The sequence below is a fragment of the Pseudofrankia inefficax genome, from assembly GCF_000166135.1.
Taxonomy (GTDB): Bacteria; Actinomycetota; Actinomycetes; order Frankiales; family Frankiaceae; genus Pseudofrankia; species Pseudofrankia inefficax.
Genome location: NC_014666.1, coordinates 4,692,637 through 4,707,314 on the forward strand (window position 1 = coordinate 4,692,637; position 14,678 = coordinate 4,707,314).

Annotated in this window: 14 protein-coding genes; 7 read left to right on the forward strand and 7 right to left on the reverse strand. The window is 74.2% G+C overall.

Annotated elements, in window-relative coordinates:
• Nucleotides 1-48 precede the first annotated feature (48 nt).
• The 3 genes from FRAEUI1C_RS19045 to FRAEUI1C_RS19055 all read right to left on the reverse strand — a co-directional run bounded on the left by FRAEUI1C_RS19045 (nucleotide 49) and on the right by FRAEUI1C_RS19055 (nucleotide 3,591).
• Nucleotides 49-1,260, reverse strand: coding sequence for an acyl-CoA dehydrogenase family protein (locus tag FRAEUI1C_RS19045; RefSeq protein WP_013424962.1), 1,212 nt, complete (start codon nucleotides 1,258-1,260; stop codon nucleotides 49-51).
• On the reverse strand, nucleotides 1,257-2,288 hold the full coding sequence (locus FRAEUI1C_RS19050; RefSeq protein ID WP_013424963.1) for a phosphotransferase family protein: 1,032 nt from the start codon (nucleotides 2,286-2,288) through the stop codon (nucleotides 1,257-1,259). The genes FRAEUI1C_RS19045 and FRAEUI1C_RS19050 overlap by 4 nt, the downstream gene beginning before the upstream one ends.
• Nucleotides 2,289-2,610: 322 nt before the next feature.
• Nucleotides 2,611-3,591, reverse strand: coding sequence for an LLM class flavin-dependent oxidoreductase (locus tag FRAEUI1C_RS19055; protein ID WP_013424964.1), 981 nt, complete (start codon nucleotides 3,589-3,591; stop codon nucleotides 2,611-2,613).
• A gap of 258 nt (nucleotides 3,592-3,849) precedes the next feature.
• Here FRAEUI1C_RS19055 and FRAEUI1C_RS19060 point away from each other — a divergent pair, with 258 nt between their 5' ends.
• The 5 genes from FRAEUI1C_RS19060 (at nucleotide 3,850) to FRAEUI1C_RS19080 (ending at nucleotide 8,036) form a co-directional block, all read left to right on the forward strand.
• The gene (locus FRAEUI1C_RS19060; protein WP_013424965.1) at nucleotides 3,850-4,218 is read left to right on the forward strand and encodes an EthD domain-containing protein; all 369 of its coding nucleotides are present in this window, start codon (nucleotides 3,850-3,852) and stop codon (nucleotides 4,216-4,218) included.
• Between the two features lie 22 nt (nucleotides 4,219-4,240).
• The gene (locus FRAEUI1C_RS19065) at nucleotides 4,241-4,600 is read left to right on the forward strand and encodes a hypothetical protein (protein WP_013424966.1); all 360 of its coding nucleotides are present in this window, start codon (nucleotides 4,241-4,243) and stop codon (nucleotides 4,598-4,600) included.
• Between the two features lie 59 nt (nucleotides 4,601-4,659).
• Nucleotides 4,660-6,027: an MFS transporter gene (locus FRAEUI1C_RS19070; RefSeq protein ID WP_013424967.1), complete on the forward strand. Its 1,368-nt coding sequence runs from the start codon at nucleotides 4,660-4,662 to the stop codon at nucleotides 6,025-6,027.
• Nucleotides 6,028-6,266: 239 nt separating this feature from the next.
• Nucleotides 6,267-7,283 (forward strand): GlxA family transcriptional regulator, encoded by a 1,017-nt coding sequence (locus FRAEUI1C_RS19075; RefSeq protein WP_013424968.1) that lies wholly within the window; start codon nucleotides 6,267-6,269, stop codon nucleotides 7,281-7,283.
• 108 nt (nucleotides 7,284-7,391) lie between these two features.
• Complete coding sequence (locus tag FRAEUI1C_RS19080) at nucleotides 7,392-8,036, forward strand: DJ-1/PfpI family protein (RefSeq protein ID WP_013424969.1); 645 nt, start codon at nucleotides 7,392-7,394, stop codon at nucleotides 8,034-8,036.
• 21 nt (nucleotides 8,037-8,057) lie between these two features.
• On the opposite strand, the gene FRAEUI1C_RS19085 is transcribed toward FRAEUI1C_RS19080, so the two are convergent.
• On the reverse strand, nucleotides 8,058-9,692 hold the full coding sequence (locus tag FRAEUI1C_RS19085) for a GGDEF domain-containing protein (RefSeq protein ID WP_013424970.1): 1,635 nt from the start codon (nucleotides 9,690-9,692) through the stop codon (nucleotides 8,058-8,060).
• 157 nt (nucleotides 9,693-9,849) lie between these two features.
• Between FRAEUI1C_RS19085 and FRAEUI1C_RS19090 the strand changes: the two genes are divergently transcribed.
• Nucleotides 9,850-10,488, forward strand: coding sequence for a pyridoxamine 5'-phosphate oxidase family protein (locus tag FRAEUI1C_RS19090; RefSeq protein ID WP_013424971.1), 639 nt, complete (start codon nucleotides 9,850-9,852; stop codon nucleotides 10,486-10,488).
• A 24-nt stretch (nucleotides 10,489-10,512) separates the two neighbouring features.
• Here the strand turns inward: FRAEUI1C_RS19090 and FRAEUI1C_RS19095 are convergent, their stop codons facing one another.
• Nucleotides 10,513-11,073, reverse strand: coding sequence for a cysteine hydrolase family protein (locus tag FRAEUI1C_RS19095; RefSeq protein WP_013424972.1), 561 nt, complete (start codon nucleotides 11,071-11,073; stop codon nucleotides 10,513-10,515).
• Between the two features lie 155 nt (nucleotides 11,074-11,228).
• On the opposite strand from FRAEUI1C_RS19095, the gene FRAEUI1C_RS19100 reads away from it, so the two are divergent.
• Nucleotides 11,229-11,843 carry a hypothetical protein gene (locus FRAEUI1C_RS19100; RefSeq protein WP_013424973.1) on the forward strand — a complete coding sequence of 205 codons (615 nt, stop codon included), beginning with the start codon at nucleotides 11,229-11,231 and terminating at the stop codon, nucleotides 11,841-11,843.
• Nucleotides 11,844-11,888: 45 nt separating this feature from the next.
• Here FRAEUI1C_RS19100 and FRAEUI1C_RS19105 read toward each other — a convergent pair whose 3' ends face one another.
• Nucleotides 11,889-12,656: a Clp protease N-terminal domain-containing protein gene (locus FRAEUI1C_RS19105; protein WP_013424974.1), complete on the reverse strand. Its 768-nt coding sequence runs from the start codon at nucleotides 12,654-12,656 to the stop codon at nucleotides 11,889-11,891.
• Between the two features lie 141 nt (nucleotides 12,657-12,797).
• Nucleotides 12,798-14,519: an MFS transporter gene (locus FRAEUI1C_RS19110; RefSeq protein WP_013424975.1), complete on the reverse strand. Its 1,722-nt coding sequence runs from the start codon at nucleotides 14,517-14,519 to the stop codon at nucleotides 12,798-12,800.
• Between the last annotated feature and the right edge of the window lie 159 nt (nucleotides 14,520-14,678).

Here is a 14,678-nt window from a genome sequence, read left to right on the forward strand (position 1 = left end):
CGCCGTCTTGGACGACAGGTCGGGCGGCGGCCGGCGCGGTGGCGGGGGTCAGCCGGTATACGGGCGTTCGGCGCGTAGCTCGCGGCGGGCGATGGTGCGGCGGTGGACGGCGTCGGGGCCGTCGACGATGCGCAGCGCGCGGGCCCAGGCGTAGAAGGCGGCCAGCGGGGTGTCGTCGCTGACGCCGGCCGCGCCGAAGACCTCGATGGCCCGGTCGATCACCGCGGTGGCGACGGCCGGCGCGGCGACCTTGATGCCGGCGATCTCGGTGGCCGCGCCGCGGGCACCGTGGTTGTCGATCAGCCAGGCGGTCTTCAGGACGTAGAGGCGCGCCTGGTCGATCTCGATGCGGGACCGGGCGATCAGCTCCTGGACGACGCCCTGGTCGGCGAGCGTCGACCCGAACGCGGTCCTGCTCTTGGCCCGCTCGACCATCAGCGCCAGCGCCCGCTCGGACATGCCGATCGCCCGCATCGCGTGGTGGATGCGCCCCGGGCCCAGCCGGGCCTGGGAGATCGCGAAGCCGTCGCCCTCGCCGGCCAGCAGGTTCGCGGCGGGCACCCGGACGTCCTCGAACAGCAGCTCGGAATGCCCGTGCTGGTCCTGGTAGCCGAACACGGGCAGGTGCCGCAGGATCGTCAGGCCCGGGGTGTCGCGCGGGACGAGGATCATCGACTGCTGCCGGTGCGGGGCCGCCTCCGGGTTGGTGCGGCCCATCACGATGAAGATCTCGCAGCGCTCGTCGGCGACGCCGGTGATCCACCACTTGCGGCCGTTGATGACGTAGTCGTCACCGTCGCGGACGATCGAGGTCTGGATGTTCGTCGCGTCCGAGGAGGCCACGGCCGGCTCCGTCATCGCGAACGCGGACCGGATGCGGCCGTCCTTCAGCGGCTCCAGCCAGCGCAGCTTCTGCTCGGCGGTGCCGAACAGCTCGAAGGTCTCCATGTTGCCGGTGTCCGGGGCCTGGCAGTTGATCGCCTCGGGGGCGATGACCGGGGACCAGCCGGTGATCTCCGCGACCGACGCGTACTCGACGTTCGAGAGCCCGGACCAGGACTTCATGAACAGGTTCCACAGGCCGCGCTTCTGCGCCGAGGCCTTCAGCTCCTCCATGACCGGCGGGTAGGCGTGGTCGCCGTGCTCGCGCAGGTAGCCGTGCCACACCGGCTCGGCGGGGAACACCTCCTCGCGCATGAAGTCCCACATCCGCGCACAGGTGTCCGCGGCCTGCGCCGACAGTTCGAAGTCCACGCTCATCCCTTCCAGTGGTCGAGGCCCTCGGCGGCGAGCCGCTCGGCCTCGCCGGACAGATCACCGAAATCCTGCCCGGCCATCACCCCGGCGGTCGCCCGCGCGTAGACACCCTGCACGATCGCGGCGAACTTGAAGTGCGCGTAGGCCACGTACGCGGCCAGGTCGGCGAGGTCGGCGCCGCTGCGCTGGGCGTACCGCTCGGTGAGGTGCGCCCGGCCCGGGAAGCCGTCCTGCGCCGTCACGGCCGGAATCAGCAGCGGGGACCGCTCGCCGGCCTCGGTCCAGTAGAACAGCAGCGTTCCGACGTCGGCGAGCGGATCGCCGAGCGTGGAGAGCTCCCAGTCGAGCACCGCGCCCACCCGGCTCGGGTCGGCCGGGTCCATGAGCACGTTGTCGAGCCGGTAGTCGCCGTGCACGATCGACGGCCGGGCCGGCTCGGCGAACGGGTACGCCGCGAGCCGGCGGCCGAGCTCGTCCATCGACGGCGCGGGCCTGGTCCTGGTGGCCTCGAACTGGCGGGACCAGGTGCGGACCTGGCGGCCCATGAAGCCGGTCGGGCGGCCGTAGCCGTCCAGGCCGATCGCGTACGGGTCGACGGCGTGCAGGTCGGCAAGCGTGTCGATCAGCGCGTTCGTCAGCGCCGTCCGGCCGACGGCGTCCTCGGCGTACCCGTCCGGCAGGACGTCACGGATCGCGTAGCCGTCGATCTTCGCCATGACGTAGAACGGCACGCCGAGCGGGCCCGTCTCGTCCGCGGAGTAGAGCACCCTGGCGACCGGGACGTCGGTCCCGGCGAGCGCCGCCTGCACCCGAGCCTCCCGGCCCATGTCGTGGGCGCCGCGCAGGATGTGCCCGGACGGCGGACGGCGCAGCACGACCGACCCCGCGGCGCAGGCCAGCTCGAAGGTCAGGTTCGACTTCCCGCCCGAGATCAGCCGGACCTCGGGGTCCCGCCACGCCTCGTCGCCGAGGATGCCGGCCAGCAACGGGCCGACCAGGTCAGGCCGCGTCAGGTCGTCGAACTCGCCCACCATCCACCTCACTACCGCACACTGGGCCGCACCGCCGCAGGTCGAGCCGGCCCCACCATCCACCGCGGGCCACGCGACCGGCCACCGCGGGCCACGCGACCGGCTCGGTCAGCAGGATCGTGCCCGCTTCCGCCGCGATCGGCCAGCGATGTGCCGAGAGGCCAGCGTCTCACCCGAGACCCGCCCATCATCGGGGCCGCACGGGGTAGGAAGTCCCGCGTGCCGGACGAGTCCGCCCTCGGCCCAGAGGTTTCGCCCTGCCCGCCGCCCCCGGGTGGCTCTACCAGCTAGACCTACTCTCGTGGCAGATCAGCTCTGCGTGTCAGCTCTGCGCGGCGGCGGCGAAGGCGGCCAGCTCCCGCCGGACGTCGGGCCCGGTCGGGTTGTAGATCACTTCCCGGTAGCCGGTGGACGCCAGGTTCCCCAGGTTGCGCGCGATGCGGGCCGGGTCGCCGACCATGGTCCTGGTGTCGATGTGGCCCAGCAGGAGCCGGTCGCGGTCGGTCAGGTGCGTCACGTGGCCCTCGAAGGTAGCCAGGTGGCGTTCGCCCTCCGGGGCCGCCGCCTCGAGGGCCTCGCGCCAGGCCCGCCCGCCGGGCAGGGCGTCGACCCGCTCGGCCCCGCCGTGGGCGTAGGCGTTGTGCCAGTCGAGGACCCGCCACGGCCCGATCGCCTCGCGGACCCGGGCCGAGCCCGGCTCCTCCCCCGGGTCGAGCACTGTCCCGGAGATGATCGTCGCGGTCGGCAGGGCTGGGTGCGGCGCGCCGATGATGCCGTCCGCCAGCTTCTCGGCCAGCGCGACGCCGCGCGGGCCGAAGACGCTCAGCCACAGCGCGACGGCGATCGGCCGTGGGGCGGCCAGGTCCGGGCCGTGCAGCATGCGGACCGGCTTGCCGTCGACGACGGCCGTGTCACCGGCGAGCAGCTGACGCAGCGCCGTCAGGTACGCGGCGAGCGCGTCGATCGTCATCGGTCGTTGCCCGATGGTGAGCCGCGCGGTGTAGCCCGTGCCGAACGCGGCCCGGAAGCGGCCGCCGGAGATCCGGGCGACGGTCGCGATCCCGCTCGCCATCGCCATCACCGAACGCTGCTGCGGGATCAGCACCGACGCCGCGAGGCCGATCCTGCTGGTCCGCGTCGCGGCGAGCGCCAGGTGGACGAACGGGTCCTCGTACAGCGCCGCCGAGTCGAAGACCCAGACCCGGGCATAGCCGAGCTCCTCGGCGAGCGCGGCGAGGCCGGCGAAGTCCGGCCCGGGCGCCAGGCCACAGGACAGTTCGAGCCCAACGGACGCGTCACCCATGGCGGGCTGCTCCTTCACGGCGGTTCGAGGGTCACGGCTTGATCGAGGGTCACGGCTTGATCGAGGGTCACGGCCGGATCGGGGGTCACGGCTGATCGGGTGTCGCGGGTGGATCGTGGCGCCGGCCGGGCCCGCGACCGCCTGGACCGCCGGTCCGGCCCGGCGGTTACGGTACGGACCGGCCGTTGGACCAGCAAGATATCCACGCCCGGAGGCGCCCGGGCCCCGGGCGGCCCGACCGTCTGGAGGCGGTTCGCCGTGATCAAAGTCGTGGTGCTGCTCAAGCGCAGGCCGGGGCTGAGCCTGGCCGAGTTCATCGACCACTACGAGACGGTCCACGTCCCGCTCGCGACGAGGCTCTCGACCCGGGCGCTGCGCTACGAGCGCCACTTCCTGCACCCGATCCCGAACATGGTCGAGGCCGGCCCGTCGGTGGAACCGGAGTACGACGTCGTCACCGAGATCTGGTACGACGACCTGGCCGCCTTCGACGCCGACCAGCGGGACGCCCGCGCCCGCCCGGAGCAGGTCGCCGCCGTGATCGCCGACGAGAAGGTCCTGTTCGACCGGGCGAAGACCCGGATCGCCCTCGCCGAGGACCGCGTCTCCGACCTCACCGCGGGCTGATCCGTCCGGTTACGCTCGTCGTGTGATCGAGATCGGGAGCCGGCGGCGCAGCCAGCCCGCTCCACCGCACGTCATCTTCGAGGCGCTCACCGAGCCCGACCGCGACCCGACCCGGCCCTGGCTGATCCTGCTGGCCGACGAGCAGCGCCCGCGCGTCCTCGCCTCGACCTGGCCGCGGGAGCTGACCTGGTCGTCGCTGTGGACCAAGCGCCCCGACGCCACGATCCACTTCGAGCTGCCACCCTGCGCCACGGACGGCGGCACCGACCTGCGCTGGACCCTGCGGGTCGACGAGCCGCTGCCCGACCCCGGCCTGACCGGCCACCTGCGCTATCGGATGAACCAGTTGATCAACGCGAACCTCAGATACACCTTCGGGTAACACCGTCGCGGGTCGGGCGCCGGCTTGGCCGGCGGGACGGCCGTAGGCTGGCGCCCGTCATGGCGTGGGAGGCGTACCGGCGGGTGCTCGCCCGGCCAGGAGCGGGACGGGTCCTGGCGGTCGGGGCGCTGGTCCGGGTGGCGACGACGTCGACCTGGCTCGTGCTGACGCTGCGGGTCGTGCTGCCGGGCCGCTCCGGCGGGCTCGGGCTCGGCTACACCGAGGCCGGGCTGGTGGCCGGGCTCGTCGCGGTCGGGACGGCCATCGGGTCGCCGTTCGTCGGCCGCGGCGTCGACCGGTTCGGCGCGCGGGCGGTCCTTGTGGCGACGGCCGGCTTCCAGGCGGTCTTCTGGGCGGCCGCGACCGTGCTGCCGTTCGCGGCGCTCGCGCCCTGCGCGTTCGCCGCCGGGCTGGTGTACCTGCCGATCGTGCCGGTCGGCCGGCAGGCGCTCGCGGCGCTCGTCCCCGAGGCCGAGCGGCAGGCCGCGTTCGCGATGGACATGATGTCGTTCGACGTGGCGTACGCGCTCGGGCCGCTGCTCGGGGTCACGGTCGCCACTCAGGCAGGCTGCCGAGTCGCGCTCGGCCTGGTGGCCGTCCTGCTGGCGGCGGGCGGGGCTGTGCTCGGCGCCGTCGTCGGGCCGTCGCTGCCGCCGGCCCGGTTCCAGACCGCCGCCGTCGACGGCGTCGCGACACCGGCCGGGCCGGAGGCGGCCGGCGCGGTCACCGCCGACCCTGGCGGCGTCGCCAAGGCCGGCAGGCGGCGGGCGACCGGCTGGCTGCGGCCGAGACCGGTCGCGATGCTGCTGGTCGGGGCCGGGTCGACGGCGACCCTGGCCGGCACCGACGTGACGCTGACAGCCAGCATGCGATCGTTCGGCGTGCTGCCGCTGCTCGGCCTCGTCGCCTTCCTGTGGACGGTCGGCTCGATCATCGGCGGGCTCGTCTACGGCGCGCTGCACCGGCCCGTGCCTCCCGTGCTGCTGCTGGCGGGGCTGGCCGTGCTCACCGCGCCCGTCGCGTTCGCGCCGTCCTGGGGCTGGTTGGCGGTGCTGCTCGTCGTCGCCGGCCTGTTCTGCGCGCCGGTGCTGTCCGCGGCCGCGGACCGGCTGATCCAGGTCACCCCGCGGGACGTCCGCGGCACGGTCCTCGGCGCCCACGCCTCCGCGCTGTCGGTCGGCAACTTTCTCGGCGCGGACGCCGCCGGGCTCGTCATCGACCACGCCGGTCCCAGCCGGGGCTTCCTGGCCGTCAGCACGCTGGGCGCCGCCCTCGCCCTGGCCGCCGTCGCGACCGACCCCGCGGCCCTGTTCACCGGCAGGCGTGGCGGGCCGCGTCGCGGCCCGGCCGCCCAGCCCCCGCCCCTGCCGGAGCCCCAGCCGCAGCCGCTTGACCTGCCAGGCCCGGAACCCGTCCCCCCGGCCTGACCGCCGCACCCTTCCAGCGATCGCCGTTTCGGCCCTCAACTGGTTACGTTCCAGCCCCTTCTACGACCACCCGAGGGCCGAACCACCGATCATCGAGCGGCCCGAGCGGCCGCAGTGGCGCTGGCAGCGCCGGAGGCGCGGGCGGTCTCGGTCGGCGGGGCGGCCGGTGGCGGGAAAGGTGGTGGGTGTGTCCGTTCCCGCCGTTGTGCCGGTGGGTGCCCGGCGGCGAGCATGGAGCCATGACGACGACGCCCGCGCCGATGGCCGACCGGCCGCGCACGGTCGTGATCGTCATGTTCGACGAGGTGCAGAGCCTCGACGTGACCGGGCCGCTGGAGGTCCTGACCGCCGCCGGACGGGCCGCCCGGCCCGACCCGGGGTACCGGGTGCTGACGGCGAGCCTCGACGGCCGGCCGGTCCGGTCGTCGTCGGGCCTGGTCCTGACCCCGCACGCGGACCTGCGGGCGCTGCCCCGCCTGGACCGCGACCGGCCGGACGTGCCGGCGCTCGACCTGCTGCTGGTCTCCGGCGGCAGCGGGGGCCGGGCGCCGGGGGCGGACCTGGTCGCCTGGGTGCGCAAGCTCGCGCCGCGGGCCCGGCGGGTCGCGTCGGTGTGCACCGGGGCCTTCCTGCTGGCCGAGGCGGGGCTGCTCGCCGGCCGGGCCGCGACCACGCACTGGGCGCACTGTGCCGAGTTCGCCCGGCGCTTCCCCGAGGTGGAGCTGCGGCCCGACGCGCTGTTCGTCCGGGACGGCAACGTGCTGACGTCCGGGGGCGTCACCGCCGGCGTCGACCTGACGCTGGCGCTGGTCGCTGAGGACCTCGGCCGGGAGGTCGCCCTCACGGTCGCCCGCCACCTGCTGGTCGACCTGCGCCGGCCGGGCGGGCAGGCGCCGTTCGGGACCGGCCCGGCACCCGGCCGTTCCCAGCCGGCGACACACGCCGGGCCGCTGGCGGAGCTGCGCCAGTGGATCGACGAGCATCCGGTCGCGGACCTGTCGGTGGCGGCGCTCGCGAAGCGGGTGAGCCTGTCCGAACGGCAGCTCACCCGCGCCTTCCAGGCCGAGGCCGGAGTGCCGCCCGGCCGGTACGTCGACGAGGCCCGGCTGCGCGCCGCCTGCCGGCTGCTGGAGGAGACCTCCGACGGCGTCGAGAGCGTCGCGCGGCGCAGCGGGTACGGCTCCGCGGAGGCGATGCGCCGCGCCTTCGCCCGTTCGGTCGGCATCCCACCGTCCGAGTACCGCCGCCGGTTCTGACACCGGTTCCGCTCCGCCGGGCCCGATTCCGGACGTCTCGTCCGGGCGCGCGCCGCCCGGCTCATCCTGTCGTGCCGTCGGTCGACGGCTCCCTGGGAAGGACGCACCATGCAGATCGCCATCCTGCTGTTCGAGGGGATCACCCCGCTCGACGCCGTCGGGCCCTACGAGGTGCTGCGCAGCCTGCCCGGCGCCGAGGTCGTCTTCGCCGGCCACCGGGTCGGCCCGGTCCGCTCCGAGGGCGGCCGGCTGGGGCTGATCGTCGACGCGGAGCTGGCCGACGTCCCGGCGCCCGACGTCGTGCTGGTACCCGGCGGGCCGGGCCAGGTCGCGCTGATGGACGACGAGCCGGTGCACGCGTGGCTGCGCGCCGTGGACGCGACCAGCGTGTGGACGACCTCGGTGTGCACCGGGTCGCTGGTGCTGGCCGCCGCCGGCCTGCTCACCGGACGGCGGGCGACGTCCTACTGGCTGGCCCTCGACCAGCTCGCCGAGCTCGGCGCCGTGCCCACGGCCGAGCGGGTCGTCGTCGACGGCAAGTACATGACGGCGGCCGGGGTCTCGGCCGGCATCGACATGGCGCTCACCCTCGCCGCCCGGCTCGCCGGCGACTCCGTCGCCCAGGCGCTCCAGCTCGGCGTCGAGTACGACCCGCACCCGCCGTTCGACGCGGGCTCGCCGCGCACCGCGCCACCCGAGATCGTCGCCGCGCTGCGCGCCCGGAGCCGTTTCATCCTGCAGGGAACGGCCTGACGGGCCCGCCTGTCCGGGGCGTCAGAAGCGGTCGGGCAGGTCGGAGCCGTACACGACGAGCCTGCCGGCTCGCTCCCGTTTCGCCGCGTACATCGCGAGATCGGCCTGATGAAGCAGGGTGTCGGGATCCGGCGGGCGGGCGGCGCCGTCCAGGGTGACCAGCCCGAGGCTGGCCCGTGGGACATACGTCCGCCCGGCCAGCCGGCAGGGCGCCTGCACCTCGGTGGCGAGGCGCTCGGCGACGTGGCGCGGGTTGTCGTCGCCGCGGCTGTCGAGGATGACGCCGAACTCGTCGCCCCCGAGGCGGGCGACGGTGTCGACGGCGCGGGTCGCGCCTCGCAGCCGCGCGGCGCTGATCCTCAGCAGCTCGTCGCCGGCGGCGTGCCCGAAGGCGTCGTTGACCCGCTTGAAGTGGTCGAGATCCACGAACAGGACCGACAGCGGCCCGTCCCGGCAGCCCGACGCCCCGTCGCGGCCGGGCTCGGCGCCGACCGCGCGCTGCAGCCGCCGGGTGAACAGGGCCCGGTTCGCCAGACCGGTCAGCGGGTCGTGAAACGCCTGGTAGTGCAGCTGGCTCTCACGCTCCCGCAGCGCGGCGAGCAGGTGGGTGTTCTCCGCGATGGTGATCATCTGCCGGGCCAGTGCCAGCACCAGCAGGCTCACCATGCCGTAGGCCTCGACCCTGTCGAGCGGCGCGCCCGTCGCCAGCTTGCCGAGGGTGAGCAGGCCCGCGGCGCAGAGCACCGCGTAGGGCAGCGCCGCGTGCAGCCACATCGCGCGCGGCCGCGGTGGGGCCAGGCTGTCGAGGTCCGCGGGGGCCGGCGAAGGCACCAACGCCGCGAGGGCAACGAGCAGCAGGGAGACCGTGTAGGCGATCAGACTCCAGGGCGGAAGATCGTGATGTCCGGCGGCGACACGGTAGACGAAGAGGCTGTCCGTCAGTGCGTAGAGCATCAGACCGCAGCCGAGCAGGGCCAGGGTCCCCGGCGACCGCGGCCGGCGGAAGCTCGCGATCAGGAGCACCGCCGCCGCGAGGCTCAACGTGGCCACCTGCTGCAGCAGGGTGGAACCGAACTCCGCCGCGTTGGGCGCCCGCGCCCGCAGGATCTCGTCGACCCCCGTCCGCCACTCCAGCAGCACGAGCGAACCGACGATCAGCAGGCAGTCCAGCAGGATGACCGCGTGCCAGCGACGCGGGCCACGCCCGCTGCCCACCCTCCCCGCCACGGGGTAGGTCGGCACGGCGAGCAGGCCCGCCAGGCCCAGCCCATAGAAGAAGACCAGGCCCGCGTAGACCGACGGGGTGCGGGCGACCAGCGAGCCGCCCATGAACAGCGTGATCAGGGTGATGACATTGGCGCTGGCCAGCCCGCCCGCGAGCACGGCGATGAGCACCCGCCATCGCCGATCGTCGACGCCGGCGCGGCGGGCACTCCACAGGCAGGCCACCGCGGCGGCGACCTCGGCGGCGAGGGCCGCGAACAGCGCCGCGTACAGGCCATCCCGCAGGCTCAGCAGCGCCGTGCAGGCGACCGCCAGGCCTACGAGCAGCACACACGCGAGCGCGGCGCGCTGGAGAAGCCGCGCGGGCGGCCCCGAACGGGCCGGCCGCGGAAGGCCTGGCGCATCGCCCCCGAACCCGCGCAGCCCAGCCATCACCCCTCCCAGGCCAGCTTACCGTAGCAAGTTGAATTCGGAACGTGACGTCACCCGCCATACCCGGTCGAGGACGCCTCCACGCGGCGCCGCCCGCCAGCGTTCGGGCGCGGCGGTCGGTTGACCGTGCCCGGGGCCGCCGTCAAGGCTGGCCGGCATGCCCAGCACCGAACCGACCCGGCTGCCCGACCTGATGTCCCGTGACCGCGCCGAGCTCGACGCCCTGCTGGCCTCGGCCGTCCTGGGACATGTCGGGCTGGTCGACGAGGAAGGGCACCCGGTGGTGATCCCGACCGCGGTCGTGCGCTGGGAGGACCAGCTGGTCATCCACGGGTCGACCGGGTCGCACTGGATGCGGCGGGTCGGCGCGGGAGCACCCGTGTCGGTGTCGATCGCCGCGATCGACGGGGTGATCGTGGCGCGCTCCGCGTTCGAGTCCGCGGTGATCTACCGCAGCGCCGTGTTCTTCGGCCGGTTCGCCCCGCTGGACGGCGCCCGCAAGGAGCGGGCGCTCGACGTCGTGACCGACCGGCTGCTGCCCGGGCGGGTCGCGGAGCTGCGCCGCCCCACGGCCCGGGAGCTGGCCGCGACCTCCCTGCTGGCCATGCCGATCGTCGACTGGTCGCTGCGGATCCTCGACGAGTTCGCCGCGGACCCGGCCGACGACGTCGCCGGCCCCGCCTGGGCCGGCCAGCTTCGGTTCGGCCCGGCGGCGGCGACGGTCGTCCCCGCGCCGGACCTGCGCCCGGGCGTGCCGGTGCCACCGTCGGTCACGTCGGTGTTCGGCCTGCGCTGACGGGGCCGCGCGGCCGGCTGGGGCTCAGAGCGCGGCGGCCCACGCGTCGGCCGTGGTGACCTGCGCCTGGCGCGGGAACACCTTCTCGGTCAGCACGCGGTGCACCTCCGCGTCGGCGTCGGCACAGGCGTCGGCGAGGACGGTCAGCCGGAAGTCGAGGTCGGCGGCCGCCCGCAGCGTGGAGAGCACGACGCCGCTGGTCGCGATGCCGGCCAGCACGAGGGTGTCGGCGCCGGCGCCGCGCAGCAGCACGTCGAGGTCGCTGCCGCTGAACGCGCTGACCCGCCGCTTGGTGACCACGGGCTCGTCGGGCCGCGGGGCGAGGTCGGCGTGGATCTGGGTCGCCGGGTGGTCCTGCGTCAGGGCGTCGCCGGACTGGGCGAGCCGGGCGAACGTGGAGTTGGCCGCGGCGGCCTCGGGGTAGCCGGGGCGGAAGGCCACCCGGACGAACATCACGGGGATCTTGTGGGAGCGGGCGGCCTCGATCGCGCGGCCGGCGGCCGCCAGCACGGACGGGTCACCGAGCCGCTCGACGATGCCGTGCTGGAAGTCCATGACGAGCAGGACGGGGTGGGAGTCGGACATCGGCGCGGTTCCTCTCGGTGGTGGGTCAATCCGGTCCGTCCACGGTCCCGGCGAGCGGCGCGGGCGCCCGGGAAGGGCGCTTCGTGGGCGCCGCGACCGGCGGCGTAGGGTGCCTCAACCGGGCTCTGGTGTTCCCGTACGAGTGGGGGTGACCCGTGGCCTTCCGTCCGAGCCAGCGGCTGCGCCGGCCGCCGGCCTTCCCCGCCGGCTACCAGTCGCGCCGGCGCCGCCCGTCGTGGTGGTCCCCGGTCGCCGCGTGGGCGGGCACCCACCGGGTTCTCACCGGCGTCGGCCTGACCGGCCTCGTCTGCATCGCCGTGGCGCTGGTCGCCGGCGGCCTCATCGGCCACCCGTCGACGCCGTCAGCGTCGGCGACGATCACCTCCGCGCCGCCGGCCGACACGCCGACGGTCGAGAACAGTATCCTGCCGCCGATCGAGCCGCCCCTGGCGCTCGCCGCCACGGCGGACGTCGCGCCGCCGGCCACCACCGGCCCGGTGCGCGCCTCGGCCACCCCCACCCGGCCGCGGGTCGCGCCCACCACCGCCTCGCCGCGGCCCACCGTCCGGCCGGCGACGACCACGCCCGTCCCGGCGACCACGCGGCCCGTGGTGCCGACGCTGACCGCGACCCCCTCGGCCACCGTGTTCGTCCACGCCGGTGACCCCTGCTCGCCGGTGGGAGCGACCGGAGTCACGGAGCTCGGCACGCAGCTGGTCTGCGGCACCACCGTCACCAGCCCGACCCGCGCCCGCTGGCACAGCGCCTGACGGGCAGCCACCCGCAGGAGGCGCCGGCCGCCGGCCGGCCCGCGGTCACAGCCTGCCGGCGGCCTCCGTGGCGGCCTGGCTGATCGTGGCCAGGGCCGCGGTCGTGTAGGACTCGACCGTCTCCTTGACCACCCCGAGCCCGGTCAGGACTCCGGGGCCGTTCTCGAGGCTCTCCTGCTCCAGCAGCGCGAGCAGGAGGTGCTCGGTGCCGACGTAGTTGTGGCCCAGGCGCAGCGCCTCGCGGAAGGTCAGCGTCAGGGCCTTCTTCGCGCGGGCGTCGAACGGGAGCAGGGCCGCCGACGGCGCCGGCCCGGCCGCGGCCGGCAGCGCGGCCGTGGCGGCGACGCGCGCCTCGTCGAGGGTCACCCCGGCCGCGACGATCGCCTTCGCCGCGATCGCGTCCGGGTCGACGAGCAGGCCGAGGACCAGGTGCTCGGAGGTGATCTGGGCGCTGCCGGCCGCGGTCGCCGCGTTCTGCGCGGCCACCACGGAGTTGCGGGCCCGCGCGGTGAACCGGTTGAAGCCCTGGCTGGGGTCGAGGTCGCCCGGCTCGCCCGGGTCCTTGGGCACGAAGCGCTTCTGCGCGGCCTGCTTGCTGACCCCCATGCTGCGGCCGATGTCCGTCCAGGAGGCGCCGGAGCGGCGCGCCTGGTCGACGAAGTGGCCGATCAGGTGGTCGGCGATGTCGCCCAGGTGGTCGGCGGCGAGAACCGCGTCGGCGAGCTGGTCGAGGGGGTCCGGATGCACCTTCTTGATGGCGTCGATCAGGTCGTCGAGCCGCACCGGTGCCGTCATGGGAGTGGGTTCGCTCATGCGTCAACCTTAGGTTGACGCAGCCGGATCGTCAACCTTTGGTTGACGCCGCTTCGCGCCGGCGGGCGGATCCCGGGCGCCCCGGCGGGGAATCCCCCGCCGGGGCGCGCACGGATGTTCGCGGCCGGCCGCCGCGCGGGCTCAGCCCTCCTTCGGGCCCAGCGCCGCCAGCTCCTGCCGCACGCGCTCCTCGTGCTCGGCCAGGTCCTCACGCGCCTTGCGGGGGCTCCAGCGACCGGCCATCAGGAAGATGAACGGCAGGAAGAGGATCTGGCCGGCGAAGCACAGCCACCACCAGGTCCGCCACTGGTTCGGCGAGTCCTTCTGGGCCTGCAGCACCTTGGGCCCGTTCTCCTGGATGTACGCGAGGTCCGCCTTCGGCACCGCCTTCAGCGCGAGCAGGCGCTTGATCGCCTCCTGGAGGTCGACGTTCGCGCCCTTCTGCACCTCACCGGCCGCCTTCAGCCCGGCCGCGGTGTCGTTCGGGTTCTTGCTCAGCGCGGCCGACGTCGCCGGGTCGATCAGCTGCGCGGTCGCGATCTGCTGCGGGTACTTGGCGAGGATCGACTGGGTGGCCGGGCCCTTGTCGACCAGGACGGAGGTCGCCGTCTGCGTCACCGCGAGGATCGTCAGGACGATGGCGACGACCGTGCGCAGCACGCCGCCCCAGACCGCGAGGCCGGTCGCGGTCGCGGCGGGGTTGTGCCGCTCGACGGTCTCGGTGAACGACGCCATCCAGGTGGCGTAGGCGATGCCGCCGCCGGCCGAGATGATGACGAAGATGAGCGCGAACGTGTAGTAGCTGGTCGAGGCGTCATGCGCCTTGATCGCGAACAGCGCGATACCGACGGCGCCGACTATTCCACCGAAGACCATGAACGGTTTGCGGACCTTCAGCCAGTCCGAGACGATGCCCGCGATGATCAGCGCCAGCGCGTTCGTGATCCAGTACCAGTTGGCCAGGCTGTTGCCGCGGTTCAGCGAGTAGCCGAAGTTCGTCGCGAAGTAGGTGACGATGAACCCGACGGCCGTGTAGTAGAAGATCAGCATCAGGCTGACCGCCAGCGCCGACCCGATGACGTCGAGCTTGAGCATCTGGCGCCAGCTGCCCTGCAGGGCCTGCTCCGGGTCGACGCCGCGGGCCTTGGCCTCGATGAGCACCCGGTCGCGCAGCGTGACCATGAGCTGGTCGCGCAGCCGGGGCGACAGCTCCCGCAGCCCGATGAACGCGATCACCCCGACGGCCAGCGCGGCGTACCCGGAGTACCGGATCTGCTGCTCCCAGTGGTTGCCGTGGAAGGTGTGGCTGGAGACCTCGGTGACGACGAGGCTGCCGACGACCGGCCCCAGCGTCCAGAACCCCATCGCCGACGCCCGGCCGAGCTGCGGCGAGTAGTCCCGGACCAGCGCGGGCGTCGCGACGAGGATGACGCCCTCCACCGCGCTGAGCGCCGCGAACAGGATCAGGTAGACGAGCTTGCTGTTCGCGTTCGGCAGGCCGACGACCATCAGCACGCCGGTCAGCAGGACGCCGTAGGTGACCAGGTTGGCCCGGCCCCAGCGGTCGGCGAGCCCGGCGGCGAGCGAGGCGAGCGCGCCGGTCACCCCGCCGGCCACCGAGATGTACACGAAGTACGTGAACGACATGTCGAAGCGGGTGATGATCGACGTCGCGACCGCGCCCTGGATGTACAGCTCGTAGTACAGGACGATCGTGGTGAGGACGACGATCGCCAGGTAGAACGCGCGCGGCGCCGTGGCGGGGTAGTGCGCGAGCTGCCGGCCCCAGATACCGCCCTTGACCCTGGGTAAGCCGTCGTCGGCGGTCGGCTGATCGCTCCTGACCGAGGTGTCGCTGGACAACTGATGCTCCCTCTTCTCGCGCGCGGCGGCGGCGTCGCCTGCCGCGCGCAGGCCGGCTCAGGTCTGGCAGCTCAAGAATGTGACGAACCGTACATTCATGCGCCGCTCGCAGGATCTACAATGCGCCGGCACCAGTCAAGAGATCGGCCGCTATTTACC